Origin of the sequence: Flavobacterium praedii (assembly GCF_026810365.1) — a bacterium.
Lineage (GTDB): Bacteria > Bacteroidota > Bacteroidia > Flavobacteriales > Flavobacteriaceae > Flavobacterium > Flavobacterium praedii.
Window position 1 is genome coordinate 2,659,760 of sequence record NZ_CP113948.1, and the last position, 25,296, is coordinate 2,685,055.

At 34.7% G+C, this 25,296-nt stretch carries 19 protein-coding genes; 8 read left to right on the plus strand and 11 right to left on the minus strand.

Annotated elements, in window-relative coordinates:
* Positions 1-80 precede the first annotated feature (80 nt).
* The gene (gene rpmA / locus OYT91_RS11475; RefSeq protein ID WP_269221678.1) at positions 81-341 is read right to left on the minus strand and encodes a 50S ribosomal protein L27; all 261 of its coding nucleotides are present in this window, start codon (positions 339-341) and stop codon (positions 81-83) included.
* A gap of 22 nt (positions 342-363) precedes the next feature.
* Positions 364-792: a 50S ribosomal protein L21 gene (gene rplU / locus OYT91_RS11480; RefSeq protein ID WP_269221677.1), complete on the minus strand. Its 429-nt coding sequence runs from the start codon at positions 790-792 to the stop codon at positions 364-366.
* Between the two features lie 260 nt (positions 793-1,052).
* Between rplU and OYT91_RS11485 the strand changes: the two genes are divergently transcribed.
* Both OYT91_RS11485 and OYT91_RS11490 read left to right on the plus strand, forming a co-directional pair.
* The gene (locus OYT91_RS11485; RefSeq protein ID WP_281238067.1) at positions 1,053-2,378 is read left to right on the plus strand and encodes a M16 family metallopeptidase; all 1,326 of its coding nucleotides are present in this window, start codon (positions 1,053-1,055) and stop codon (positions 2,376-2,378) included.
* A gap of 12 nt (positions 2,379-2,390) precedes the next feature.
* Complete coding sequence (locus OYT91_RS11490) at positions 2,391-4,439, plus strand: M16 family metallopeptidase (protein ID WP_281238068.1); 2,049 nt, start codon at positions 2,391-2,393, stop codon at positions 4,437-4,439.
* 210 nt (positions 4,440-4,649) lie between these two features.
* On the opposite strand, the gene OYT91_RS11495 is transcribed toward OYT91_RS11490, so the two are convergent.
* On the minus strand, positions 4,650-5,516 hold the full coding sequence (locus tag OYT91_RS11495; protein ID WP_281238069.1) for a DMT family transporter: 867 nt from the start codon (positions 5,514-5,516) through the stop codon (positions 4,650-4,652).
* A gap of 108 nt (positions 5,517-5,624) precedes the next feature.
* Between OYT91_RS11495 and OYT91_RS11500 the strand changes: the two genes are divergently transcribed.
* Positions 5,625-6,005, plus strand: coding sequence for a heavy-metal-associated domain-containing protein (locus tag OYT91_RS11500; protein WP_281238070.1), 381 nt, complete (start codon positions 5,625-5,627; stop codon positions 6,003-6,005).
* 72 nt (positions 6,006-6,077) lie between these two features.
* Here OYT91_RS11500 and gldD read toward each other — a convergent pair whose 3' ends face one another.
* From gldD to mutY, 5 genes are all read right to left on the minus strand, one after another.
* On the minus strand, positions 6,078-6,641 hold the full coding sequence (gldD, locus tag OYT91_RS11505) for a gliding motility lipoprotein GldD (protein ID WP_281238071.1): 564 nt from the start codon (positions 6,639-6,641) through the stop codon (positions 6,078-6,080).
* Positions 6,642-6,648: 7 nt separating this feature from the next.
* Positions 6,649-7,944, minus strand: coding sequence for a gliding motility-associated protein GldE (locus OYT91_RS11510; protein WP_281238072.1), 1,296 nt, complete (start codon positions 7,942-7,944; stop codon positions 6,649-6,651).
* Positions 7,945-7,967: 23 nt separating this feature from the next.
* Entirely contained in the window at positions 7,968-8,408 is a 441-nt protein-coding gene (locus tag OYT91_RS11515; RefSeq protein WP_281238073.1) for a single-stranded DNA-binding protein, read from the minus strand.
* 138 nt (positions 8,409-8,546) lie between these two features.
* Positions 8,547-9,716, minus strand: coding sequence for a hypothetical protein (locus OYT91_RS11520; protein WP_281238074.1), 1,170 nt, complete (start codon positions 9,714-9,716; stop codon positions 8,547-8,549).
* A 301-nt stretch (positions 9,717-10,017) separates the two neighbouring features.
* Positions 10,018-11,055 carry an A/G-specific adenine glycosylase gene (gene mutY / locus OYT91_RS11525; protein ID WP_281238075.1) on the minus strand — a complete coding sequence of 346 codons (1,038 nt, stop codon included), beginning with the start codon at positions 11,053-11,055 and terminating at the stop codon, positions 10,018-10,020.
* 133 nt (positions 11,056-11,188) lie between these two features.
* Here mutY and OYT91_RS11530 point away from each other — a divergent pair, with 133 nt between their 5' ends.
* The 5 genes from OYT91_RS11530 to OYT91_RS11550 all read left to right on the plus strand — a co-directional run bounded on the left by OYT91_RS11530 (position 11,189) and on the right by OYT91_RS11550 (position 16,314).
* Positions 11,189-11,479: an HU family DNA-binding protein gene (locus OYT91_RS11530; RefSeq protein ID WP_035634379.1), complete on the plus strand. Its 291-nt coding sequence runs from the start codon at positions 11,189-11,191 to the stop codon at positions 11,477-11,479.
* A 391-nt stretch (positions 11,480-11,870) separates the two neighbouring features.
* Positions 11,871-13,415: an Rne/Rng family ribonuclease gene (locus OYT91_RS11535; RefSeq protein ID WP_281238076.1), complete on the plus strand. Its 1,545-nt coding sequence runs from the start codon at positions 11,871-11,873 to the stop codon at positions 13,413-13,415.
* A gap of 277 nt (positions 13,416-13,692) precedes the next feature.
* A complete protein-coding gene (locus OYT91_RS11540; protein ID WP_281238077.1) occupies positions 13,693-14,415 on the plus strand; it encodes a phosphatase PAP2 family protein in 723 nt (240 codons plus the stop codon).
* Positions 14,402-14,779 carry a GtrA family protein gene (locus OYT91_RS11545; RefSeq protein ID WP_269221669.1) on the plus strand — a complete coding sequence of 126 codons (378 nt, stop codon included), beginning with the start codon at positions 14,402-14,404 and terminating at the stop codon, positions 14,777-14,779. Before OYT91_RS11540 ends, OYT91_RS11545 begins: the two co-directional genes overlap by 14 nt.
* A complete protein-coding gene (locus OYT91_RS11550; protein WP_281238078.1) occupies positions 14,779-16,314 on the plus strand; it encodes an ArnT family glycosyltransferase in 1,536 nt (511 codons plus the stop codon). The genes OYT91_RS11545 and OYT91_RS11550 overlap by 1 nt, the downstream gene beginning before the upstream one ends.
* A 14-nt stretch (positions 16,315-16,328) precedes the next feature.
* On the opposite strand, the gene pbpC is transcribed toward OYT91_RS11550, so the two are convergent.
* The 3 genes from pbpC to OYT91_RS11565 all read right to left on the minus strand — a co-directional run bounded on the left by pbpC (position 16,329) and on the right by OYT91_RS11565 (position 25,223).
* Positions 16,329-18,704, minus strand: a complete 2,376-nt coding sequence (gene pbpC, locus OYT91_RS11555) for a penicillin-binding protein 1C (RefSeq protein ID WP_281238079.1) — start codon at positions 18,702-18,704, stop codon at positions 16,329-16,331.
* A 133-nt stretch (positions 18,705-18,837) separates the two neighbouring features.
* Positions 18,838-19,428: a transposase gene (locus OYT91_RS11560; protein ID WP_281238080.1), complete on the minus strand. Its 591-nt coding sequence runs from the start codon at positions 19,426-19,428 to the stop codon at positions 18,838-18,840.
* Between the two features lie 128 nt (positions 19,429-19,556).
* Positions 19,557-25,223 carry an alpha-2-macroglobulin family protein gene (locus tag OYT91_RS11565; protein WP_281238081.1) on the minus strand — a complete coding sequence of 1,889 codons (5,667 nt, stop codon included), beginning with the start codon at positions 25,221-25,223 and terminating at the stop codon, positions 19,557-19,559.
* Positions 25,224-25,296: the final 73 nt, after the last annotated feature.

Consider the following 25,296-nt stretch of genomic DNA (forward strand, 5'->3'; position numbering starts at 1 on the left):
TAATAAAAATTTATACCAGGTCTAACAAAAAAACCCGCTTCTTTCGAAACGGGTTTTGCAATGCTATTAAATCTTTATGATTATGCTTCAAATGGAAGTATAGAAACATAAGATTTATTATCTTTTTTCTTTTGGAAGGCAACAACACCATCAACTCTTGCATGTAAAGTATGATCTTTACTAATGTAAACGTTTTCACCTGGATTATGTTTTGAACCTCTTTGTCTTACGATGATGTTCCCAGCAATAGCAGCTTGACCACCAAAAATCTTAACGCCTAAACGTTTTGATTCTGATTCTCTACCATTCTTCGAACTACCGACACCTTTCTTGTGAGCCATGACGTATTAGTTTATTTTGTTATTATTCTTGTGTATCTTCTTTTTTAGCTTTAGGAGCTTTTTTTACTTTAGGAGCTACTGCTTCTTCTGTAGTTGCTTCAACAGCTGCTTTTTTTGGAGCTGCTTTTTTAGCTGATCCACCTGCAGTAATACCTTCAATTACAATTTGAGTAAGATATTGTCTGTGACCGTTTCTCTTTTTGTACCCTTTTCTTCTTTTCTTTTTGAAAACGATAACTTTATCTCCTTTTAAGTGTTGTAACACTTTAGCTTCTACTGAAGCACCTTCTATAGCTGGGGCGCCTATTGTGATTGAACCGTTATCGTCAACTAAATAAACTTTGTCAAAAGAAACTTTTGAACCTTCTTCATTTGCTAAACGGTGAACGTAAACCTTTAGGTCTTTGCTAACTTTAAACTGTTGCCCTGCTATCTCTACGATTGCATACATACTGAATTGTTTTAATAATTTTTAAGGTTGCAAATATACAATTAAATATTTACCCTGCAATCCTTTAATAAAAAAATATTACTAGTATGATTTAAAGCAACTTTATGCCTCTTTTGATCGAAATTAATCTCGATTCAGTAAAATAATGTTAATTCTTTATTAAAGTAGAATAACCTTACTTTTGTAGCACAAAAAAAAGTAATTTTGATGTAACTAAAATCTATTAAAACTACTAATAGAGAATAAAATTATTAATCTTTATGAAAAAATCAATAATGATGTTAAGTGCTGCATTAATGTTAGGCGGAGTTGCTTCGGCTCAAAAAGTAGCTTTCGAAGAATACGATTTAGATAATGGGCTACATGTTATATTACACCACGACGCATCTGCACCAGTCGTAATCACATCTGTAATGTACCATGTAGGCGCCAAGGACGAAAACCCAGACCGAACTGGCTTTGCTCATTTTTTTGAGCACTTACTGTTCGAAGGAACACAAAATATTAAAAGAGGGGAATGGTTTAAGATTGTAACTTCGAATGGAGGAACCAACAATGCCAATACCACAGACGATAGAACTTATTATTATGAAATATTCCCATCCAATAATTTAGAATTAGGCCTTTGGATGGAATCCGAAAGATTAATGCATCCGATCATTAACAAGATTGGAGTAGACACTCAAAATGAAGTTGTAAAAGAAGAAAAAAGAACAAGTTATGACAACCGCCCTTATGGAAACATCCTTTCGGCTGTTAAAGAAAATATGTTCAAAAACCACCCGTATCGCTGGACAACCATTGGCTCTATGAAAGATTTGGATGCCGCAACACTAGAAGAGTTTCAAGCTTTCAACAAAAAATTCTACTTACCCAACAACGCCGTTTTGGTAGTTGCAGGTGATTTTGAGAAAAAACAAGCCAAAGAATGGGTTCAAAAATATTTTGGCCCAATTGCTAAAGGCGAAGTAATTCCTAAGAAAACATTCTTAGAAGAACCAATTACACAAACCATAAAAGCTACTTACGAAGATCCAAACATTCAAATCCCAATGTTGGTGGCCAGTTACCGAACTCCTTCTATGAAAAGCAGAGATGCTCGAGTATTAGACTTAATTTCTTCCTACTTAAGCGATGGAAAAAGCTCTAAATTATACAAAAAAGTAGTAGATGAGAAAAAAATGGCCTTGCAAATTGGCGCAGTTGGTTTTAGTCAAGAAGATTATGGTATGTATATATTGTATGGCTTGCCAATGGGAAATTTTACCACTACGGACATTCTAAAAGAAATTGATGAAGAGATCGTAAAAATTCAAACCGATTTGATTTCTGAAAACGATTATCAAAAACTACAAAACAAGTTTGACAATAATTTTGTCAATACCAATTCAACGATCGAAGGTATTGCCAACAATCTTGCCTCTTTTTACTTACTGTATAAAGACGTAAACTTAATCAATACAGAAATCGAACTGTATCATTCCATTACACGTGAAGAGATAAGAGCCGTTGCACAAAAATACCTAAATCCAAATCAGCGTTTACTTTTAGATTATATACCTGCCAAAGCAAAACCTCTTAACTAAGAAACCGATATCATGAAAAAAACAAGTATACTATTCATCCTTTTATTTCTAACAGGAATCATGCAAGCACAAGATCGCACGCAACCCAAACCAGGAAAATCACCAATTATAAATATCAAAAAACCACAGACCTTTGTTTTGGCCAATGGCATGAAAGTACTGGTTGTAGAAAATCATAAATTACCAAGAGTTTCCTTTAATTTAACTTTGGATAATACTCCTTTTACTGAAGGCAACAAAAAAGGCGTTGATGAATTGACCAGTAATCTAATTGGCAATGGTAGTAAAAAAACAAACAAAGTAGCTTTCAATGAAGAAATTGACTTTCTGGGGGCAGATATCAGTTTCAGTTCTCATGGCGCTACCGCAAACTCTCTTTCTAAATATGGCGGCAGAGTATTAGAGCTAATGGCAGAAGGCGCATTACACCCAAACTTCACTCAAGAAGAATTTGACAAAGAAAAAGCCAAATTAATCGAAGGAATGAAATCAGAAGAAAAAAGTGTTCCTGCAATTGCCAATCGTGTAGTTGATGCTTTAGCATACGGTAAAAACCATCCATCCGGAGAATTTATGACCGAAGCAACCTTAAACAATGTTACTCTTGCAGATGTTGAAGCAAATTACAAATCCTACTTTGTTCCTGAAAATGCATATTTAATAATCATTGGAGATGTAAAATACAATAATGTAAAAGTTGCTGTAGAAAAATTATTTGGTACATGGGAGAAAAAAAACACTCCAAAAACGACTTATGACACTCCGATAAACGTATCAAATTTACAAATCAATTTAGTTGATGTGCCTAATGCAGTACAGTCTGAAATCACATTGGTAAACACTGTAGATTTAAAAATGGGAGATCCTGACTTTTTCCCGGCAGTAATCGCGAACCAAATATTAGGAGGCGATTTCAACAGTTATCTGAACATGAATCTACGCGAAAAACATGCTTGGACATATGGAGCAAGATCAAATGTAGGAGCTGGAAAATACACTTCAAAATTCTTTGCCAAATCTGCTGTAAGAAATGCAGTAACAGATAGCGCCGTAGTAGAATTTGTCAAAGAAATCAAAAGAATCCGTATCGAAAAAGTAAGCGATGAAGTCCTAGCAACCGTAAAAGCTGGTTATATTGGTAGATTTGTTATGCAAGTTGAAAAACCTCAAACTGTAGCACGATATGCCTTAAACATCGAAACCGAAAAACTTCCCGCAGATTTTTACGAAAAATACATTCAAACCATTAACGCAGTAACTGCTGACGATGTATTGCGTGTGGCCAACAAATATTTCCTTATTGACAACATCCGAATTGTAATTGCTGGAAAAGGATCCGAGATTGCTTCAGGATTGGAAAAACTAAAAATTCCGATGTTTTATTTTGACAAATACGGAACGCCTCTTGAAAAACCAGTTTTGAAAAAAGAAATTCCGGTTGGAGTTACAGCCAAAACCGTTTTTGAAAATTACATCAAAGCTATTGGTGGAGAGAAAGCAGTTACCGCTGTAAAAACTATCGCAATGGTTGGATCTACTTCAATACCACAAGCCCCGATGCCATTAACGTATACTTCCAAAACAGATACCAAAGGAAATTCAATGATAGAAATCGCAATGGGAGCCATGAGTATGATGAAACAAGTAGTTAATCAAAAGGGAGCCTATGCAATGCAACAAGGACAACGCAAAGATTTCACAGGTGCCGAATTGGCCGAAATGAAAGCAGCAGCAACTCCATTTGAAGAAGTACTGTTGTTAAAAAATCCTGCTTTGACCATCGACCGTATTGAAACCATCAACGGAAACGATGCTTTTGCCATAAAAAACGGGAAAAGTACTTATTTCTATGACACCAAAACTGGTTTAAAACTAGCGGAGTCCAAAACAGTAGAACAAGCTGGTCAAACAATGACAGTAACTACCAATTTTGAAGATTACAAAGAAGTAAAAAATGTAAAAGTACCTTTCAATATCATCCAAAATGTAGGTATCGAACTAGACATCAAAATGTCTGAAATCACTATCAACGAAGGAGTAAAAGATACCGATTTTCAATAATCAAAATCTCACTTAAATTACTAAAGACTGTCTTAATCGGCAGTCTTTTTTTTTGTAAAAAATTGGGGTGTGCCACCATTAAGCAAAGGGGGCAACTTATCGGACCGCTTATTCGCCCCCTTTGCTTAATGCTGTCGGGCTATTGCCGTTACTTCGGTAACTTGGCGCTATCCCTCACACGGCTTTACGGTATTAAAGACCAATTTTAAACTATTTCTTAGCAGACAAATAAACCCCAATCAAAATCACAAAAGCACCAACACTCTGAACAGGAGTTAACATTTCATGATCCAACAACCCCCAAAAGAAAGCCACTACAGGAATTAAATACGTTACCGATGTCGCAAAAACAGGCGATGAAACTTGAATTAATTTAAAGAAAATCACATTGGCAATACCGGTTCCAACCACACCAAGCACAAGAATAAACAATAAAGAATGTTGTACTTTTTCTACCTGAACTACATCAAAAAAACCAGTGAAAAACAAAATTCCCAAAGCTGGGAAAAGCAATATCAAAAAATTTCCTGTTGTGATGCTCAAAGGCGTCAAATCCGACAAATACTTTTTAAGCAAATTGACATTTAAAGCATAACAAATCGATGCAATCAAAACCAAAATTGCATAATAATAATTTTGTTCCGGATGATTTACAGCACCATTAAAAACCAAAAGCATACTTCCCAAAAGTCCAATAACAACTCCCCAAATCTGACTCCTTCTAAAAGTTATCCCAAAAAAGGCTGCTCCCAAAATCAAGGTATTCAGCGGAGTCAATGAATTTAAAATCGCCGTAATAGAACTGTCAATCTGTGTTTCGGCAATCGCAAAAAGATAAGCAGGAACAAATGTACCAAACACAGAAGTCAACGCTATATATTTCCATTGATGATGCGGAATTTTAATCAAACTCTTAAATCCAATGAGCAGCAAAAAAAGGGCTGCAAAAATAATTCGCAAAGAACCCAACTGAAAAGCAGTTAATCCTACTAATCCTTTTTTGATCAATATAAAAGAGCTTCCCCAAATTAGGGCAAGTACAAACAAATAAACCCACTTCAACTGCTTTGTCATCATAAACACTATTTTGATGCAAAATTGTAATAATTTTAGAAACTTCCACTCCTTTTTTTATTAATTTTGCAATCAATTACAAGAAACTAAATCAATTAAAAACTTATCATAATGAATTTCACAAAATCAATTGCAATCATAGCGCTTTCGAGTTTGCTTTTTGCTAGTTGCAAAGACAACAAAACAGAAGCAAAAACAGAAACTGCTGAAACAGAAACTGCCGCACCGAAAGTCAAAAAGGAAATTGCTGCAGCCAATTTACAAACAGCAAGTTTCACAATCGAAGGAATGACTTGTGCTGAAGGATGTGCAGCAACAATTCAGGACGAATTAAACGGATTAGACGGTGTTCAAACTGCAAAAGTTGATTTTGACAAAAAACTGGCTACAGTTACTTTTGACAAAACGGTTCAAACTCCAGAAAGTCTGACCAAAGTAGTTCAAGCTACAGGCGATGGAAAAACATACAAAGTTTTGAATATGAAATCATAAAAAGACTTGACTTTTACAAAAAAAGCATTCGTTATTGGCGAATGCTTTTTTTATTGATTTTAATATAGAATTTTATTTCCACTTCAAAGTTTCCATAAGGCGTTGCATGTCATTTTTGATATAACTTGCGGCTGGCATAATGGAATCAAAATTGGGTTTGGCATAAAAATAAACCGAACCCGTTACGAAATGCTTTATACTATCAGTAGCATAAAACTGTGAATTGGTAGCAGCGTTTCCATCGACTTGATAAAACATACCGTAGACTTTTTTGTCTGGATTTATATACGGTTGTTCCAATATATCATCGGCTTTGATAACGTGCTCATAAGTTAATTTCTGAGCGTCTCTAAGTAATTTATTCATATTATTACTTACGGGTTTATAAGTCAAATAAATAGTCGCTTTCATTTTTGGATAGGTAATCGAATAACCGCAATCTTTATCTTCCTTAACAATTGCTTTTGAATTCATATCAAATTCAAATGGACAATTTCCTTTATAAGTAATATAATCTGCTTCAGGATAATCCAGTCGTAAGTAACTGGAAGGTTTTGGCAAAACATCATTTTTACACCCTACTACAGAAAAGAAGAATACAAAGAGTAGTCCTATGACAGTAATTTTTTTAAGCATTTTTATTTTATTCAATTGTTACTTTAATTTGTTTAACTCGCTTTTGATCAACAGATTCAATCACAAACGTACAGTTTTCGAAAACCATTTTTTGCCCTTTTTTAGGGAAATTACCTAAAATCTCTAGAATAAAACCAGCCAAAGTTTCTGCTTCTCCTTTTTGTTCATCGAATAAATCTTCATCTACATCAATAATTCTGTAAAAATCCTTTAAATTTATTTTGCCTTCAAAAATATAATTTTTATCATCTATTTTTGAAAAATTAACAGGGGCATCGTCAAATTCATCGCTAATCTCACCAACTATCTCTTCTATTACATCTTCTAAGGAAACTAATCCTGAAGTTCCTCCATATTCATCGACAACAATAGCCAAATGGCTTTTCATACTCTGAAAGTCTTTGAGCAAATTATCCAGTTTTTTATTTTCGGGTACAAAAAACGGCTCTCGCAATAAGGTTGTCCATTCAAACGCTGCATCATTAATAAAAGGAAGCAAATCTTTAACAAATAAAACACCTTCTATTTGATCAATATTATCTCGATATACTGGAATTCTAGAGAATCCCTTTTCTATTATTTTGACACAAATTTCAGCAAATGGTTCCGTGATTTCCAAAGCAAAAACGTCAATTCTCGGGCTCATTACCTGCTTGGTATCGGTATTCCCAAAAGAGACAATCCCTTCCAATATTTTCTGCTCTTCGGTTGAAGTTTCATCAGTAGCGGTTAATTCTAAAGCTTGAGACAACTGGTCTATTGAAAAATTTGATTTTTGTTTACCCAATTTATTTTGCAAAAATAAAGTTACCGAACGCATTGGCGTACTTATAGGTGATAAGATTTTATCCAATCCAGAAATAGGGTAAGCAATTAGTTGAGCAAATTTTATATTATTACGACTGGCGTAAACTTTGGGTAAAACTTCACCAAAAAGCAATAACAAGAAAGTAACCAAAATCACTTCCGCTATAAATTTTAAAACTGGAGAATGTATCGTTGCAAAAACATCTTTTCCAACAAAAGAAAACAAAATAACAACTGCTATATTTATAAAATTGTTGGCTACTAGTAATGTCGCTAAGAGTTTTTTTGGTTTCTCCAAAAGGGCTGAAATTATTTTTCCTTTTGAATTATTTTCTAAAATAGCATCCTCTAAATCTTTTTGTGATAAGGAAAACAATGCAACTTCGGCACCTGAAACTAATGCAGAACAGAATAACAAAATTATGATTCCGATAAAACCGAAAACTAAAGTAAAATCAACTTGAGAAGCAATCTCTAAACTGGGCTCTGGGTCCAAATTAAAATGAATTAGTTAAACAATTAAAACGGCAAGTCATTGATAGGCAAACCGTTATTTTGAGGGTCAAAGTTAGTGTTTTTTGTGGATTCAGAAGAATTTATTGCTTTATTGCTTTCGGTATCTTTTTTGGTGGTCAAAAAAGTAAACTCGGTTACTTGAATTTCTATGGTATGTTTGGTAGAACCATCTTCAGCTTGCCATTGTCTGGATTTGATACGCCCCTCAACGTAAATCTTATCTCCCTTAGAAAGGTATTTTTCACATATTTCGGCGGCTTTATTACGCACTACTAGATTGTGCCACTCCGTAGAAGTGATTTTTTCATTGGTGGTTTTATTGACATACACTTCATTGGTAGCCAATTGAAATCTTCCAATGCAGTTTCCCCCGTCAAAATAATGCATTTTGACATCGTCACCAAGATGACCTATAAGCATTACTTTATTTAATGTTCCGTTCATGATTGAGTGGTATTTCTACCAAAGGTACATTATTTTTTGAAAAGTATTTTTATGCGATTTCTATAAAAAATCAGTTCCAATTCTATATTCCTAAAATACTTCGTCTTACAAATTTAGAATCACCCTTTATACAAAAAACTACTTCCCACTTTTTTTAATCAAAGCCCAAACACTTTCGTTAAAATTAGCTTTATTTATCCCTGTTAGTTTTTCCAATACTTTAAAATAGTTGTCATTGGTTTTTTCATATTTACCACAATTCAACAATTCAATAACAGCTGTAAAGCCTTTTTCTTTTTCGATTTTATCAACGATTAAAGCGTTAATCAAATAACTTACTATTAAATGTTTTTCTTTGCTTTCGCCAAAATTATAAAAACCATCGTACAAGTTTAACCAATCGGATTTGGGATTGGAAGCTACTTTTTCTTTAAATGTTTTGAGGATTTGCGACCAACTAATCCCCCAGCTTCCACCATAAAGATAAGCACAACCTTCATCTACGGGTTTGTTGATTGTATTTTTGGGAAAGGCATTTCGAACCCTTTCGTGCCATAAATCGTGTGGATCAAATCCGTTGAAATTGGTATTGTATGTTCCATTTACCAATAAAGTGGTGTTATTTTCATTGGCATTAATTGTACCAACAGAGCGTCCATTGTATTCTAATTTGTATAAAACCCCAATGTTTTGCATGACCTCTGGCATATCATTACAGCCATACCAAACAATATTACTTTGGGACGCGTTAAGCTTCTTATCAAAAAAAGCGATGTCTTTAACGTACTCTGTAGCTACTTTGGTATTTAGCTCTTTTTTGTAAAGAAAGGTAGAATTCCCAATTTTTTTAGTTTGCCAAGAAAGGGTATTTCTTTTTAATGGTGATAAAAAATAAAACTTATCATCCTTATATTTTGCTAAAAGTTCAAAACTGGCACACAATATTGGTGTGTTCTCATTTACACCTAAATAGGACAATTGCATAATAAAGTTGCTTAAGTCGATTTGAACCACATTGGTCAAATAGCCTTTGTAAAAATTATTATCTTTGAATTTCCCGCTTTTTTCGATTCCTTTCATTTCGTCCAAAAGGATAGAAGTTTCCAACAAATCTTCTTTCAAGATATAAGTATTCTCTTTGTTGGGACTTTCTTTTTGATTTAAAAAACCATTTAAGGATTCCACCAATTGTTTAGCAACCAAAGTATCTTTTGGCAAAACAATATTTGCAGGAACAATTAAAGGATTGGTTTGTGCGAATACTGCTAATCCTAGATGCAGACTTAATAGAATAAATATTTTTTTCAAAATGATTGTTTTATGCTTGAAAGTTAAAATATCCAATTTAACAATCAAAACAGTTTAGCTATTATTTAAAATTAATGAAAAAAATCTAGAACCGAAGACTAAAAGTAAAACTGTCTATTAAAATTAATTTCTAATTAAATAGGATATGGCTGACTCGAAAATCTCTCGTTTCACGTGTGGGTGAGGGATGGAAGCAAGTTACCGAAGTAACGCGGACAGCCCGACGCTATAAACCAATGGAGCCGAATGAGCGCCCCTATAATTTGGCTCCATTGGTTTATAGGGTCACCCCCAACTAACTTTACAATTCCTTTTCAATAAAATTATGAATCACAATAGGGAATGGAAATGTTTTGACGGTTTCAATGTCAATTCCATTTTCGATTGCACCTTTTAGACTTGCTTTCCAAAACTTGATATGCAAGTGCTGATGCGAAAGTTTATGAATAATACTTTCTTCATTATATTCTAATAGACTCAAAATTTCATTTTCCTGAAAAAAATATTGCTGAATTTGTTGTGCTATTGTGTCAAAATCTTCGACTTTATCAGTCTCAAACAAAGGGAATTCGTAGAGATTATGCCAGATTCCTTTGGCTGTTCTCTTTTGAATGATAGTGTTGCCAAAATCATCTGCTGCGACTATATAATTAAAGTAACGGTTTCGAACTTTGGTTTTCTTGGATTTTACAGGTAATTGATCGACTTTCTTTTTTTGCAAAGCGGCACAACTTGAATTGAAAACACAAATAGTACAATTAGGACTTTTGGGAACACATTGCAGAGCACCAAACTCCATAATGGCTTGGTTGAATTGTGCGGGATTGTCTTTTGGCATTAATTCAAGAGCCAAAGCGGCGAATTCTTTTTTGGCGGAAGCTTGAGCAATATCAGTTTCTATATCAAAATAACGCGAAAGTAACCGAAATACATTTCCGTCTACCACAGGAACGCATTCATTATAGGAGAAAGATGCTATTGCGGCTGCGGTATAATCTCCAATTCCTTTCAGTTTTAACAAATCGTTATAATTATCAGGGAAAATGCCTCCCATTTCGAAAGCGACTGTTTGAGCTGTTTTGTGCAAATTTCTAGCACGAGAATAATATCCTAATCCTTGCCAAAGTTTTAGAACTTGCTCTTCATTGGCTTTTGCCAAATCAAAAACGGTTGGAAAAGCTGTTGTAAAAGAGAGAAAATAAGGCATTCCTTGGGTGACTCTTGTTTGTTGCAACATGATTTCGGAGAGCCAAATAGGGTATGGATTGGTTGTTTTTCGCCAAGGCAAATCGCGCTTGTTTTGTAAGTACCACTTTATTAACGTATTATGAAATTTCATTGTAAAATATTAGAAAACAAAAGTAATTGTTTATGTAATTAAAATTTAACGAATTAGGTTGATTTATTGTTTTTTAAATTCATATATTTGCAAACTCAAAAAAATTATTACAACATAATAAAAAGGAAAGAAAATGACGAAAGCAGATATCGTAGCGAAGATTTCGGAAAAATTAGGTCTTGAAAAAGGAGACGTGCAAGCAACTGTAGAGACTTTTATGAACGAAGTAAAAAACTCACTTGAAACTGGTGACAATGTTTACTTAAGAGGTTTCGGAAGTTTTATCGTTAAAACAAGAGCTGAAAAAACTGGAAGAAATATTTCCAAAAATACCACTATCAAAATTCCAGCACACAACATTCCTGCTTTTAAACCTGCGAAAGTTTTTGTTGAAGGAGTTAAAGTAAACAACGAAGCAAAATAACACTATTAATTAATCATAAAATCTATTAGATATGCCAAGTGGTAAAAAAAGAAAGAGACATAAGGTAGCGACGCACAAACGTAAAAAAAGAGCGAGAGCTAACCGTCACAAAAAGAAAAAGTAGTTTTAAACTACTTTTTTCTTTTTTAAGTTCATTGAAATTTGGGAAAACAGTTTGCAGAATCCAGTTTTTAGAAAGCAGTCAAAAATTGCAATCTAAGATCCTGATTCTGCAATCTAAAATCCCTCCCGGGTACAATACCTGTTAAATTATTGTTTAATCCATCTGTAAATAAGATTTCAGATTGCAGATTGTAGGTTGCAGATTTCATAAAATCCAAACTCTATTATTTAAACTCTATTATCTAAAAATACAGATAAAAATTTACAAATGAATAAAGAATTAATCATTCGATCTAGTTCTGATTTCGTAGATTTTGCCTTATTAAAAGATGGAAAACTAATTGAATTACACAAGGAAGAAGAGAAAAGCAATTTTCAAGTAGGCGATATTTTTATTGCCAAAATAAGAAAACCCGTTGCTGGACTTAACGCTGCTTTTGTAAATGTAGGCTTCGAAAAAGATGCTTTTTTACATTATCACGATTTAGGTCCAAACCTAGCTTCCCAACTGAAATTCATAAAACTTGTAAGCGCAGGTAAAATAAAAGATTTCTCCCTAAAAACCTTTCAGTTTGAAAAAGAAATAGACAAAAATGGCACGATTACAGATGTAATTAGTGCTAATCAGTCTGTTTTGGTACAAGTTGTCAAAGAACCAATATCAACCAAAGGGCCAAGAATAAGCGCAGAGCTTTCTCTAGCCGGAAGATTTATTGTTTTGGTTCCGTTTTCTGACCGCGTTTCTATTTCACAAAAAATAGAAGACAAAAAAGAAAAGGAACGTTTGAAACGTCTTGTACAATCTGTCAAACCAAAAGGATTTGGTGTTATTGTTCGCACAGTAGCCGAAGGCAAAAGTACAGTAGAATTAGAAAAAGATTTGCAGAACCTGCTTAGCAGATGGAATGCAATGTGTAAAAAATTACCAACTGCTCATCATCCTTCCAAAGTATTAGGAGAGCTCAACAGAGCTTCTTCGATATTAAGAGATGTATTTAATGATACCTTCAGTGGTATTCAGATCGATGATGAAGAGTTGTACAACCAAACAAAGGATTACCTGCAAGAAATTGCACCATCCAAACAATCAATTGTTAAGTTCTATCAGTCCAAAGACACCCCGATTTTTGAGAAATACAATATAGAGAGACAAATCAAAACTTCATTTGGAAAAACCGTTTCCATGAGTAAAGGGGCTTACCTTATCATAGAACACACCGAAGCTCTGCACGTTATAGACGTAAACAGCGGAAACCGTTCTAACAAAGCTACCAACCAAGAGGACACAGCAATGGAAGTAAATATGATTGCAGCCGCCGAAATAGCAAGACAATTACGTCTTCGTGATATGGGCGGAATCATAGTTGTCGATTTTATCGATATGTCTAATCCAGAAAATCGTAAAGTCTTGTTCGACTTCTTGAGAGAAGAAATGAGCGACGATAAAGCAAAACATAAAATCTTACCACCGAGTAAATTTGGGTTGGTCCAAATTACCAGACAACGCGTAAGACCAGAAGTAAACATTAAAACTAGAGAAGAAGATCCAAACAATGAACATGGCGAAATTGAAGCGCCAATTTTAATCATTGACAAAATTGCTTCTGATTTGGAAAGAGTTTTAAAAATCCACAAAAACGTGGTACTCAACGTACACCCGTTTGTGGCTGCATACCTCAGTAAAGGTTTTCCATCAATACGTTCAAAATGGTTTTTTGAACATAAAAAATGGGTAAAAATCATACCACGTGACGCTTACACGTATTTAGAATATCATTTCTACGACAAAAAAGGAAATGTTATCAAAGAATAAATTAAAAACCGTCTCATTTTTTTAATGAGACGGTTTTTTTGTGCCTTATTGTGAAGGAAGCAAAGTAACTAGGAATAATTTCATCTGTTCGTTACAATGTCATGTGCAGAACACTGCCACATAAGGATTTTTACTGCCATCTGGGCTAGAAACATTCGCTATCAAAACAGCATGTTTCTTTACACTATATTTACGATTTCATCGAATTTTAATAATCTCATTTTAATCAAGTAAAAACAGTAAGAGCTTACTTTTACCGTAATTAATTTCACGGAAAATGAAGACACTTTTAGAAATAATAAACAAAAACAACTTTTTTTATATTGGCAGTTTACTATTAATTATTGTTTGCTGTTTGTTTTTATCCATTTATTCAAGAGCCGACGGTTTTATGTTTATGAATGGTTTTCATACCACTTTCTTAACAATCTTTTTTCAAAACATTACACTCTGCGGTGATGGTGCATTTAGTTTAATAGTGTTTACTATTATTTTAATTTCGTTTAAAAAGCACCGCGAATTAGCTATACTTTTATTACTTAGTTATGTAAGTTCTGGTATTTTATCTCAAATAATAAAGCTTTTTGTGACTTCGCCAAGACCGAGTGTTTATTTTGAATCCCATCATTATGCCTACTATTTGGATACTTTTTCAAATTGCAGAATCGGATTTCGCAGTTTTCCGTCAGGCCATACTGCTTCTGCATTTGCAATGGTCACCGTTTTTACAAATTATTTAAAAAAAAGACACATTTGGGCTTTTTCATTATTATTTGCAATAGTAGTAGGATACTCGCGTATTTATTTGGCACATCATTTTTTAATTGATGTTCTGGCCGGAGCAATATTAGGCATTTTGTCAGGAACTTTCAGCATTTTATGGTTCAAGAAAAATCAAATAAAAATCAAAAAAAGGACAAGACAATTCACAAGAAAATTCAACTTAGTGATGCAAAATATAAAAACACAACATAAACCAAACATAAATGGATCTTATTAAATTTTTAAAATTTGGGTTGGTTGGCTTTTCTGGTTTAGTCATTGATTTTGCTATTACTTGGATTTGCAAAGAAAAATTATTATTCAACAAATACCTTTCCAACTCATTTGGATTCTTATTTGGCGTTGTTAACAACTATATTTTGAATAAATATTTTACTTTTCACAATAACGATAACCACGTTGCTACACAATTTTTGAGCTTTTTGATTATTTCCATAATTGGTTTTTTATTAAACACTTCTTTCCTTTATTTACTTCAAAAAAATACCAAAATCAATTTTTATGTTTGCAAAGCGATTGTAACTATAATTGTTTTCTTTTGGAATTTTACAGCTAACTCATTGTATACTTTTAAACTATAATGCAAGAAAAACAACAATTAGTTTTAATTATAACTATTGCAACATTTGTTCGATGTATTATTGCATTATCCATTGGTCTAGGCAATGATGAAGTATATTACCTCACATACGCCCAACACCTGCAATGGAACTATTTTGATCATCCGCCAATGGTTGCCTTATTGATCCGTCTAACTACTTTCAATCTCCATTTCACCAATGAGCTATTTGTTCGTTTGGGGGCGATTATTTTCGGAGCTATTAATACTTACCTAATTTATGATATATGCAAAGGAATCAAAAATAAAAAGGCCGGTATAATAGCCTCTCTACTGTATACTGGTTCTTTATATTCTAGTATAATTGCTGGGGTGTTTATTCTTCCAGATTCACCTCAATTGTTTTTTTGGTTGATTAGCGTTTACTTTCTAATTCAAATTGTTTCAGAGCAAGCCAATCAAACAAAAATAAACTACTCTCTTATTTCATTCGGTTTGTTTAGTGGATTATGCATCATGAGTAAAATTCATGGTGTATTTTTATGGGGAGGTTTTGGATTGTATATTTTATGCTACAAAAGAGATTTACTAAAGAATGGTTATCTTTATTTAGGACTTGTAATCACTTTGCTCCTTATTTCACCAATCTTAATTTGGAACGTCGAGAACCATTTTATAACCTATACGTATCACAGTCAAAGAGTCACCATTAGTAGAGGAATTAACCCCTCAAGCTTTTTTAGAGAGTTTTTGGGAGGCGTTTTTTACAACAATCCTATCAATTACTTTTTGATACTTATTTCTTTAATTGCAGTTTGGAAAAACAAAATTGATGTTGAAAAATCCATAAAGAGACTGCTTCTTTTCTTGAGTTTGCCTTTAATTACGTTATTGCTTATCCTCTCATTGTTCAGAGACACACTACCACATTGGTCTGGACCCGCTTTTGTAACGCTGTTGACACTTGCTTCCTGCCACATTTCAGATGAAATAGAAAAAGTGAAGAAAACAAATTCCAGAATGAAAAAACTAGTATATTCCTCTTGTATATTGATTTTAACAATTGCACTTTCCGGAATTCTAATCATCAATTTTTATCCTGGAACCATTGGAAAAAAGGATGAAAAATCTTTAGGCAAAAAAGACTTTACACTTGATATGTACGATTGGAAATTCTTCAAAACTGAATTTAAAAAAATTCGCGATAAAGATCTACAATCAGGTTTAACAAAAACTACTTTCATCCTAAATAACAAATGGTTTCCGGGAGCACACATTGACAATTATATTGCACAACCTTTGGGTTTTGATTTTATTGCTTTAGGAAAACTGGAAGACATTCACACCTATGCTTGGTTGAATGCCTATAGAAAACAGCTTAAAATTGGAGATGATGCCTATTTTATAACCGTTTCGAATAGTTTTAGCGACCCAAAAGAACTTTATCTAAAGAGTTTTAATAAAATCAATACTCCTGTAGTCATCAAACAATTTAGAAATAAAAAACCAACACGAAATATGCTGGTTTATTTACTTCAGAATTATACCGGAGAATAATTTTTAATTAAAATTTACTCTTTTACAATTTCTATTTTTCTTCGAATTTCGTTTCCAAATTCATCCACCACAGTGATGTAATGAAATCCTGTCGTTGCCGAAATAGGCATTTCGTGAAAGGTTTTGGTACTCCCTTTGAATACATTGTCAACATACCAAAAAAGTTTACTATCCCTTTGAGAATGGGCTACTTTTAAAATCACAGGCTGAACTTCGCTATTGAAATTCTTCGTAAGATAGATTTTGGTGTTTGTTTTCGGATAAATAAAATCCATTGTAGCCGTTTGTGTTCCCATACAATCATTTCGAAAGGGTGGCAATGCCAAATATTCAATATGCTGACTTTTGTAATACCAAGCCATTACTGGCGGCAAAATGAACCAGTTTTTGGTCACTATATTTTCAATGTTTTCGCAACTGCTGTTGACTTGAAATTGTAATGATTTATCCAAATGCACCGTTTTGTGATACGGACAAATAGAAGTGTTTTTTCCTTTCTTCGGAACGAGTTGCTTTATTGTTGGGCAACCGTCTTTCGCCAAATGACCGCTTAAATTGCATACTTCCACTTCTTCTAAATCTTTAAACGGAGTATCAAACCATCGTTGTCTTGGCAATAAATTAAAAACATCAAATAAAATGGGTGCCGCACTGGTGACCCCAGTCAAGGTAGGCCTACCCTCGCCTGTTGCATTTCCTACCCACACGCCCACTACATATCTGGAATTTGTCCCAATGGCCCACGCATCACGATTCCCGAAACTTGTTCCCGTTTTCCAAGCAATCTTGAGTGAACTGTCATAGAATTTCCAAGCCTCATCTCCTTCGGGGCGATTGACTTGTTCCATTGCGTTATACGTCAACCAAATCGATCCTGCTCCCAAGATGTTCTTTTGCTTGGTTTCGTCTCCAAAATCAACTTGAAAATCATCCTGATAGTTTAATTCAGCAAATTCATTGGTTCTGTAGTTTCCTTGATTTTTACTGAAAAAATTTAAAGTTGAAGACAAACCGGCATAGGTTCGGCACAAATCCCATAAATTACTTTCGGCACCACCTAAAATAAGCGACAAGCCATAATGATCGGGCGGTTTTGAAATATCCCGTAATTTGAATCGCTGTAATTCTTCATAAAATTTATTCACCCCAAAATCCTGCAACATCAATACGGCAGGAATATTCAACGAACGCGATAACGCCCGATGTGCTGGAACTGCTCCGTCAAATGTCAAATTGAAATTTTGAGGCGTATAGCCCGAAATTTGCGTCGGGATGTCTGCCACTAGCGTATTGGGTAATAACTCTCCATCGTCGAGCATACCAGCGTATAAGAGCGGTTTCAAAATACTTCCTGTACTTCTTGGCGCATCAATAATATCAACATCTTTTTGATGATTAACGTCCGTAGGTGAATTTCCAACATAGCTCATCACTTTTCTATTGGGCACATCGATAACCAAAATAGCCAAATTATGAACCTCGTTTTGCTTGTACTGATTGTAATAATACTTTGCAATTTGATTGACTCTGTTTTGCAACCCAATTTCTATAGTCGTTTTCACCCGAGTTCCTTCTTGATTCTTAGCAACACGTTGCAATAAATGCGGAGCAATTTGAGGTAAATCATACGGTTTTTGGGGCAAAGGTTCGGCTATCGAAAGTTCGTAAGTCTGCTGATCAATTATTCCTTCTTGATTTAATTTCAACAAAAGTCGGTTGCGCTTGCTTAATAATTTGATTTGGTTCTTTCCTGGATAAATCAAACTAGGTGCATTGGGCAAAACGGCCAAAGTAGCGCTTTCTGCCCAAGACAATTGATGGGACTGCACGCCAAAATACCGCCAAGAAGCCATCTCCAACCCTACCACATTTCCTCCAAACGGAGCATGAGCAGCATATAATTCTAAGATTTCGCTTTTAGAATAACCTAATTCTAATCGGGTGGCGAGAATGAGTTCGATTATTTTTTCGAAATAGGTTCGGCCTTTGCCATTTCTAGACAACCGAATGACTTGCTGGGTCAAGGTGCTTCCCCCGCGAACAACTTTGCCTGCTTTCCTATTTTGCTGAAAAGCATTGATCATCGCCACAGGATTGAATCCAGGATGGTTGTAGAAATATTCGTCTTCAAAATAGACAATACATTTCTTGAATTTATCGGGAACGCTGTCCTGTGCAGGAAATCGCCATTGTCCATCGAGAGCAATTTTAGCGCCAAGCAATTCTCCTTCTTTACTTTCAATCACTGTAGAATAAGGCTCTTGAAACAAAGTTCGTGGCAACGAAAAATAATAAACCACCAACAGCAAAAAAGCTATTGATGATTTAATTTTATTTGTTTTTATCCAATTGATGATGCGTTGCAGGAACGCTATTAGTTTATTTTTCAAAATGAATTTTGTTTGTTTCTCTTCCTAACAGGTTTCTTTTAACCTGTTAGGTATGCTTTTACACCCCTAAAATAAAAACTAGTTTAACATAATAATACCTAACAGGTTTTGGAAACCTGTTAGGATAAGCAATCTAGTCATCCATTTTATCAATAGAATCAATTACACCCCCATAAATCAATCTTCTTTCATCGTGATAAAACTTAAAATTCTCTAAACCTCCAAATAGTCCAAGAATAAAATCCCTATCAATACTTGTTTCTTTATTTGACAAATAAGAACGGTAAGATGAATGCAGATATGTTTCGAATGATTCCGTAAATTTATGCTTTACAGGATTTAAATGAACATACACTATTAATTGTTTCAAATACTCTTCATTTTCAATTCTATTTCTTTGCAAATGCTCTTGAAATAAACTTCCTGTTCGATTATAAGCGGTATTTATACTTTTGGCATACGAATTAAAAAAGTTAGAAAAAGGCAAATGAATTCTCTCTTTAAATTTTTCTGGCAACTCTTCTTTGTCTTTAATTCTTAAAACAATATGAAAATGATTCTTGAGCAAGCAGTAGGCATAAACATCCACAATTGGTAAAAGATATTTCTTCATTTTCTCTAGAAAATAATTATAATTTTTCTCTCCAATGAAAATATTTTCTTTGTTATTGCCTCTATTGTATATGTGATAATAATGACCTGATTCAAAAATATCTTTTTCCATATCTGATATGCTTTTTTACTATCCTAACAGGTTTCTAAAACCTGTTAGGTATAATTTCATCCCTAAAATAAAATTAATTCGCCCTAAATAAATACCTAACAGGTTTTGCAAACCTGTTAGGATACGTGCTACTTCACGACCTGAATCCAAAATCCTTTAGTTCTAGCCAAAAATGTATTGTCATACATTGCTTCACATTGCAGTCCCGGCAGATAATAGGTTCCTAAATAAGAGGCATTCAGTAATATTCTAAAGGTTTTTACTTCTCCTGCTTTCATTCCAAAATAGAAATTAGTTCTGTCATCACGAATATCAATATAATCAGCAACATTATTGGTTGCGTCTCCATAATCTGTGAAACGCGTATTTACAATTTCGAAACCAGAAGGCAAAATTTGTGACAACGCCACATTTTCTACGTGCTCATTTTTCTGGTTTTCAACGGTTACCTCAGCAACAAATTCCGTTCCTTGATTGATTTTAGACACATTGATTACGCTTCCTTTTCTGTTTTTGAAAACAATCGAAGCCGAAACATTACTTTGAATTGCTTTTTCTTGTCCAATAGGAAGAATTCCTGTATTCAGCACACGAACGTACAATCTATTCTTTCTGTTGTTTTTTAGAGTCACACTATTCGAACCCGTTTTGACCACCAGACTTCGGTCTGCGATGGTTTTCATCGTTTTAATTGATTGTGCTTTTCCGTCTTTACTGAACTGGACATCGATTCCTTTTGGACCATTACTAACGGAAAATTTAGCCATAGCATACAAACAATAGGCCGTAGTTTGCGTACTCATCCATTGGTCACTAGACATATCTTTAGCCAATTTTGTTGCCATTGCAAATGCTTTTTGCTTTTGTCCAAGCAATAACAATGTTTCGAGGGACATGGCACGATTCCTATCATTAGAACCATAATAGTAATAATTATAATTCGAATTATCATCTATAGAAGTATTCAGCAACAACGTCAAACCTGCTGATTTTTGTCCTGCCAATACATAAGCCGAAGCCAAACGTAATTTACTTTCGTTCGAAATTCCTTTGGTTTCACGCAATCTGTTCATCGAAGATAAATCGGGTGCTCCCGCCAATGCTAATGTGTACAAGCGATACGATTGCGCCAAATCATTTCCATAACTCGGCATAAATCGCCATTGTTTGGCTTCTTTTTGCTGATACGAAATCCATTTGGTTTTGAAATTGATTGGCAAGAAATACCCTTTTTTCTCAGCTTCAATCATAAAATGTCCAGCATACGAAGAACCCCAATCATCGGCAACGGTTCCTCCTTGCCAGTATGACATTCCCCCATTCGATAATTGAAAACCTCCTAATCGAGTAATTCCTGCGGTCACATTTTTTTGAATTAATTGCTGACGCGTAGCATCCAAATCGGCAATATCATTTAAGTACAATTGCGGAAAAACAGACGAAGTCGTTTGCTCCACACAGCCATGCGGATATTGAATCAGATATTGTAATCGCCCATTTAAATTAATAGTTGGCATTGAGGAAACCTCTAATTTTGCTTTATTACTTCCCGAAACACCAAATGTTTTCCAAGAAATAGTTTTAGTACTATTTGGTTCCAAAATCACATCAGTGAACGTATTGGTCACTGGATTCGGATTCGTCATATCGATCTCTACATCGTACACTGATTTTTCCTTGCCTGAAGTCGCTACAATCTGCACTTTTCCGATTCCTGTTATAGAACCCACAGCCAAATTAAAATAAGCCATTTTTTCGTCAGGCTGAGCGAATGACAATTTTTGAGTGGCACTGCCAATAACTTTTAATCCATTATTCGTTTTAATCTGAACCGTAACATTTTTTATGTTTTTTTCCATTGCAAAAACAGTAACAGGAATCGTCACTTTCTCAGATGGAGAAATTTTTCTCGGCAACGAAGCCAAAACCATTAGCGGACTGCGAACTGGTGTTGCTTTTTCGACACTTCCATACGCACTTGTAGTTGCATCGCCAGCTACAATCATTGTTTTTACAGAACCAATGTATTTCGGTAATTTCACTTGATGGGTTTTGGCTTGTCCTTTCTCCAATTTAAAAGGCCCCATATAAATCACAACTGGTTTAAAGCGATTGGCTTTTTTGGCTTTTCCACCACCTAAATCTTGGTCACCACCGATGCTGAAAATCTGATTCACTTTTCCGCCATACGCTCCAATCACATCGTCATAAATATCCCAAGTTTTTACACCCAAAGCTTCCCGAACATAGAAACTATCCCAAGCATTTGGCGCTTTAAAACGGGTTAAATCCAATAATCCTTCATCTACAATGGCAATTGTGTATGTCATTGCTTTTCCGGATTGTTCACTCACTTTTATTGCAAATGACTGTTCAGGACGCAACACATCCGGCATTACCAATTTGGGTGTCAAAATCGTATTCTTGTCAATCACTTCGATTGGTACAATTCCATACATACGGATTGGTAAATCATTCTTGGTTGTAGCATGTGGTTGCAACAACGTAATATTGAAATACACATTCGGCGCCATTGCAGCAGTAATCGGAATAGTCACTTTGGTTTCTCCTTTTTGGGTCTTAGCCCAAAGCGTTTGCAATACTTTCGATCCATTTTCGATTGATATAAAAGCACGCCCCCCTTCACTCGACGGGAACGAAATTTGAGCATTTTCACCGACGGCATAATTTTGTTTATCAGTAGAAAAAACCAACATATTCGCCGTTGAAGCATCGGTATTTCTAGTTTTTCCAGACCACATTGGCCAATCGATATTTACCGTCAATGCCGTTGCGTGTCCACCAACTTCATCTGAAACCCGAATTAAATAACGTCCCCACTCTTCATCGGTCAAAGCAAATCTCACACTTCCTTTTCCGTTGGCATCGGTGTTTATTGTAAAAGTTTTGTATGAAGTCGTCGCATTATCCGAATTATAATTCGACAAATTATCACTGGATTCATCCCACCACCAACGCCATTCTACTTTGTACACCTTTACTTCCAGATTTTTAACTGCTTTCGGTCTTCCATTTTCATCCACCGTAACCACATCAAATTGATTCACTTTACGGGTTTCCAGCATCCCGTATTTATTAGGCTCGGGTGATTTTATACCCACATAAGTGTTATATGGAGAATAGGTTGTTGCGATAACATCGGTGCTGAAATCACCGCCTTCTTCATACACTTTGGTAATAAATGACGCTTTCAGCATGCCTGGTGCTTCTCCTTGAATTTTTGGCTCTATCGTTGCATTCGCTTTTCCATTAGCGTCTAATTTTCCGGAGAAAACCGTAACTTCTTCTGTACTGAATTTTCGAACTAAATCATCAAAAACATACTTTTCATAATTCTTGAAAGTCGTTGCTTGTTGTGAAAATTTGGCTTGCATTTCAACATTCAAATTTTTGGCCACAGCGCCATGAAGCCATGTCACTTCGAGATTGCTGGTATTTGGATACGAAGATGAAAGCACCGCTCTTTTGAAACTGTTTTTTATTTTTAAACGATTGGGTTTAATGGTTTCGATTTTTATACTTTTATAAAACTTCGCACCACCCACGCTAACCATTGCTTCCCAATTTCCGGTAGGTGCATCACTTTCAGTTGGAACAGTAAACGCATAATGATTCCAGTCATTCGATTTTTGAACCGTTTGATAGGTTACTTTCCCATTTGGATCGGCTAATCTAAATTTAATAGGATGTCCCAACGGTATTTTATTTGAAGCATCATTCAAAATGAAAGACAAATACAGATTATCCCCAGGTCGCCAAACGCCACGTTCCCCATATATAAATCCTTTAAGTCCTTTTTGCAAGGTTTCACCAGATACATTAAAATTACTTACCGATAAAGAGTGACCGTCATCAAGTTTTACATAAGTGGATTGTGTTCCGTAAGTTACAATCGCAAAATAGGCAAAAGTATCCAACTGAAAACTAGCAATACCTTCACTGCTTGTTGCTGCTGTGCCTAATTTTTGTTGTTGAAAACTGTACAAGTCCACTCTGGCATTTGCAATGGGTTCGGTTGTAATAATATTGCTTACGGCAAATAAATAGGATTTATTATCTCCTCTTTTGGCAATTACTCCAACATCCGAGGCCAAAATATTCGTTCCAATCTTAGCATTGTAATAATAGGAACTCGTACAAGGATCTTGGCTTTCTCTCCATTCGTAATCGTCATAATAATACTCATCATAAGAGTTTTCACTATAATTCACATCTTTTTCATCCACCTCTTCGGTTTCCTCATTATCAGTGTCACCAGCTTCTGAGTTTTCGCATTTGTATAAAGAGTACGCTTTTTTATAGGAGAACTCTATTCTGTAAATAGCACCTGGTTCAGGTGTAATAATTTTGGACAAATCCAATGCGAAAGTGTTCCATTTGCTTAAATTAACCAAACTACTTTCCTTTAAATTCAGCGTTGATTTAGCAATAGGTTGCGATACCTTTTTTAGATTTTGCGTGCCATTCAACTCATTATCCTGCAAAAACTGAAGAATGTTATTTTTGTAAATTTTATATATTTTGACATCAACCGCACTTAGATTTACGGCTTCAAAATTGAGTTTTAAATTACTGGAACTTGGTAAAATCGTTCCATTTTTGATAAAGCGAACGTTGGGTTTTATCTCATCAAACGAAATTTTCTCTGAGTAATTCTCATTCAGCTTTTTGCCATATTCGCTTTCAATTCCTTGAAAAACTTCCAACAGCAATTCTCCTGTGAGTTTTTGCGAATCCACAATTGGCTCAGGCTCGACAACGGCAACTTCTTCTGGTTCTTCTGCCACGACGGTATCTGTAGCAACAGCTGTAGAATCAGAAAAAACAACTTCTGAAACCGCTTCAGGAACTACTTCAACCGTTTTTTCAATGGCTCTCTCATTATTGAAATACACTTTTAACAAATTACCTTGAGTAGAAAATTTTAAATTGTTGGTGTTCTGAATTGCCACCAAACCTTTAAAATCTTGACCTTTTTCCAATGGTTCCGAAAAATTGATAGTCAAGGATTGATTGTTTCCTTCACTCATTTCGGTTTTAATGACTTTGAACTCATTCAGCGCCGTAATCGGAAAATCAATGGTCCCGTTTTGGTCCATTTCAAAATCGTTTCCGTCGTACTTTATCTCAAGATTACTTTTGGAATCCAATCGCTGAATACTATCAATTCTAAATTTGAATTCTTTCCCAACCGCTGCTGATTTTTCAAAAATAATTTTCAAGTCGTTTCCATTATGCTCAGCTTCCACTAACTTCTTGGCCGACTCAAAATCCATATTGTCTGCGGTTTTCAGTACACAATTCAAATATTGGTAATCTTTACTGTATGATTGCAAATCAAGAGTATTGACAACAAAATCCTGTTTGATGGTCTTCACTGTAAAATTGAAATTGGAAAGTGTTTTATCCTTTTCGGCAACCTTTGGATTTAGCTTATCCAAGTGCAAAGTCACCTGATATTCGGTGCCCGATTCTAATTTTTTCTCAGGAATAAAAGCAATGGTATTACTAGAAAGCGCAATCACTTTTCCATCGACACTTGGAGAAATATCGAATAAATCATCGTCCAAAACCTCATTGACTTTCCAATTATTGTCATCGAAAGCCAAAACCACCCGAATGTCCGATTGTGCCGAGACTATTCCCCCCGTAAAACTGACTATATACTCTTTAAACAATGAAAAATCGGAATTAAAATCGGCAGCTGATTTTTTACCGCACGCTTGAAACAAAAAAAACACACAAAACACGTAAATTAATCCTTTTGTTTTCACTTTTATCTAGAGTTAATGGGTTACAAATTAAAATTATAGCAACATTTTACAATTAAAACGATAACTGCAAAAG